Annotated in this window: 6 protein-coding genes; all 6 read left to right on the plus strand. The window is 70.1% G+C overall.

Annotated elements, in window-relative coordinates; translation table 11 throughout:
* Positions 1-371: hypothetical protein (locus ACN269_RS33385; RefSeq protein WP_421477125.1), on the plus strand; the 371-nt coding region annotated here is incomplete at its 5' end.
* Positions 368-679 carry a PE family protein gene (locus ACN269_RS33390; RefSeq protein ID WP_421477127.1) on the plus strand — a complete coding sequence of 104 codons (312 nt, stop codon included), beginning with the start codon at positions 368-370 and terminating at the stop codon, positions 677-679. The genes ACN269_RS33385 and ACN269_RS33390, both read left to right, overlap by 4 nt.
* Before the next feature lie 19 nt (positions 680-698).
* Entirely contained in the window at positions 699-2,279 is a 1,581-nt protein-coding gene (locus tag ACN269_RS33395) for a PPE family protein (RefSeq protein WP_421477134.1), read from the plus strand.
* A gap of 49 nt (positions 2,280-2,328) precedes the next feature.
* Positions 2,329-2,622 carry a type VII secretion system protein EsxG gene (gene esxG, locus ACN269_RS33400; protein ID WP_421477129.1) on the plus strand — a complete coding sequence of 98 codons (294 nt, stop codon included), beginning with the start codon at positions 2,329-2,331 and terminating at the stop codon, positions 2,620-2,622.
* Between the two features lie 29 nt (positions 2,623-2,651).
* A complete protein-coding gene (locus ACN269_RS33405; RefSeq protein ID WP_421477131.1) occupies positions 2,652-2,942 on the plus strand; it encodes a WXG100 family type VII secretion target in 291 nt (96 codons plus the stop codon).
* A gap of 51 nt (positions 2,943-2,993) precedes the next feature.
* Positions 2,994-3,202: ESX secretion-associated protein EspG (locus ACN269_RS33410; RefSeq protein ID WP_421477133.1), on the plus strand; the 209-nt coding region annotated here is incomplete at its 3' end.

Consider the following 3,202-nt stretch of genomic DNA (forward strand, 5'->3'; position numbering starts at 1 on the left):
CCGACGGCCCCGCTGTCAGCGGCCCGTACGCGGGCCAGCGTCCGTGGACGCCGCTACTGGGTCTGCTGTCGCAGGCCACCGACCTCGGGCTGCGGGTCATCGTCACGGCCCGGGCCACCGGATCGCCACACGCCGTGATGACGGCGCCGCTACTGCGTCGGCTGAATGACCTGCAGGCCACCCTGCTGATGCTGTCGGGCAACCCGCAGGACAGCGGCAAGCTGCGTGGCCACCGGTTCAATCGAATGCCTGCCGGTCGGGCGATGTTTCTCGATGATGGCGATGCCCCCACGTTCGTGCAATTGGTCAATCCGCTCGTCGCCGAGCCGGCCACCACCCACACCAACCGGGATGGAGAGGAATACCGATGAATCTACGTGTCGTACCCGAAGGCATGACCGCGGCCAGTAGCGCTGTCGAGGCGCTGACGGCCCGGCTGGCCGCCGTGCACGCCGCTGCCGCACCGGCCGTCACCGCGGTGCTCCCGCCCGCTGCCGACGCGGTATCGCTGCAGACCGCGACCGGCTTCAGCGCCCAGGGCGTCGAGCACCAAGCGATGGCCGCAACCGGCGTCGAGGAACTCGGCCGCTCCGGTGTGGGTGTCGGGGAGTCCGGCGCCAGCTACGCCTCCGGCGACGCGATGGCGGCGTCGTCGTACATGATCGCCCGGGGCGTCTGAGATGACCGCTCCCGTCTGGATGGCGCTGCCACCCGAGGTGCACTCGGCCCTGCTGAGCAGCGGTCCAGGCCCCGGGTCGTTGTTGGCCGCCGCGGGAGCGTGGCAGTCGCTGAGCGCCGAATATGCCAGCGCCGCAGCAGAACTGACCGGTGTGCTGGCCGGTGTGCAGGCCGGGGCGTGGGAGGGGGCCAGCGCTGAGCAGTACATCGCCGCGCACACCCCGTACCTGGCGTGGCTGGCCCAGGCCAGCGCCAACAGCGCCACCGCGGCCGCACAGCACGAAACCGCCGCCGCCGCCTACGGCACCGCGCTGGCCACGATGCCGACGCTGGCCGAGCTGGCCGCCAATCACACCACTCGTGCAGTGCTGATCGCGACGAACTTCCTGGGCATCAATACGATTCCGATCGCGATCAACGAAGCCGACTACGTCCGGATGTGGATCCAGGCCGCGACCACCATGGGCACCTATCAGGCCGTGTCGGGTGCGGCGCTGGCCGCGACGCCCACCACGCCGCCGGCCCCGATGCTGCTCACCCCGGGCGTCGGCGAAGCCGGCACCGCCTCGGCCGACGCGATGCAGACCGGGGCTCAGGCCCAGGCGGTTGAATCCGGGCAGGCGCTGACCCCCGAATGGTGGTCGGAGAATCCGCTGGTGACGGCGCTGGCGAACTACTTCCGCGATCCAGCGCTGATCGGTGGCGAGGGTGTTGCCGATCTGCTGCAGTATCCGGTGGATTTCGTGAGCCAGTTCCTCACCGACCTGCCGACGCTGTTGACCGATCCGGCGAGCTTCCTGACGACCTGGGGCCCGGTGTTGTTCGGTATCGGCTACCAGGCGTTCTTCCAGCCGGTGGGCTGGGGGACCTGGGGCACGTTGTTGACGTCGCCGCTGTGGGCGCCGCCGCTGATGGCGGCCATCGGCATCACCGGCTTGGTGTTGTTGATCGAGGCGTTGCAACCCGAACCTCTCCCCCCGGTGGCGGACGCACCGGTCGACCCGGCGCCGGCCGCGGCGCCGACCCGCTTCGAAGCGCCTGCGCCCGTCGCCGGGGTGCCGCCGCCAAGCGGGGCGCCGGTGACCTCGGCGGCAACCGGCAGTGCACCTGTGGGTGGGCCGGCCACGGCGGCGGCTGTGACGCCGGCGCCGGCCGGCCCCTTCGTGCCCTACGCGGTGCGCGGCGACGATCCCGGTGAGGGCTTCACCCCGATTGTGAAGAGCCGCACCAGCGCCAGCGCACCGGCAGCAGGGATCCCGGCGGCCGCGGCCGGGGTGCCCGCGTCGGCCGCCGCGGCCCGCCGAAAGCGGCGCCGTCGCAAGGAGGCCGAGATCAAGGGCCGCGCCTACGCCGATGCCTACCTGGACTACGAACCTGAGCCCGAGGACGACCAACCGCCCACGCCGGAGCCGCAGGTCTCGGCATCGACCCGGGGTGCCGGGCCGATGGGCTTCACCGGCACCGCCGACCAGGACGAGGCACGGGCGACCGGGTTGACCACGCTGGAGTCTGATGCGTTCGGCAGCGGTCCGGTCAACCCGATGTTGCCGACTGGCTGGGATCCCGACGGTGAAAACCCGGAAGGGGGACAGCGCACCTGAGCCAACCGATCGTTCCGCACTGTTCGTCAACGATCCGAAAGGAAACACCATGAGCATGCTCGACGCTCACATCCCGCAGCTGGTCGCGTCCGAGGCCAACTTCGGAGCCAAAGCCGCGCTGATGCGCAGCACCATGGCGCAGGCCGAACAGGCCGCGCAGTCCAGCCAGGCCTTCCACATGGGCGAGTCGTCGGCTGCCTTCCAGGCCGCCCACGCCCGCTTCATCGAGGTTTCGGTGCGGGTCAACGCGCTACTGGACATCGCCCAGACCAATCTCGGCGACGCGGCGGCGACCTACACCGCCGAGGACGCCGCGGCCGCCAGCACCTACACCGGAATCTGACCGGACGCCGGACAAGAAGGGATTTTCTGATGTCACAGATCATGTACAACTACCCGGCGATGCTGGCGCTGTCCGGGCAGATGACGGCCTACGCGGGGGCGCTGCACGCCGTCGGTGCCGACATCGCCAGCGAGCAGGCCGCTCTGGCCGGCGCCTGGCAGGGCGATACCGGTATGACCTACCAGGCGTGGCAGACCCAGTGGAATGCCAGCCTCGAAGAGCTGGTGCGCGCGTATCGCGCGATGGCCAGCACCCATGAGATGAACACCATGTCGATGAATGCCCGCGACATGGCCCAAGGTGCCAAGTGGGGCGGCTAACTTCCAGCTTCCCCGCCGAGTCACAGCGGCCGTTCCGCCGGTTTCAGGCCTGTGGTAGCTAACGCCGTCGAGCTGACCGTCGAGCAGGCCTGGTATGTCGCCGACACCCTCGGAGCGGGCAGTTTCCCGTGGGTGTTGGCGATAACCCAGCCGTTCAGCGATCCCGCTGCGCGGCGAGGGTTCACCTCCGAGCGGGTCGCCGAGCTGGCCCAGCTCGGGGTGCTGACCGACGACAACGACATCAACCCGGCGGTGGCGCG

Origin of the sequence: Micromonospora sp. WMMD736, assembly GCF_049179015.1 — a bacterium.
GTDB lineage: Bacteria > Actinomycetota > Actinomycetes > Mycobacteriales > Micromonosporaceae > Micromonospora.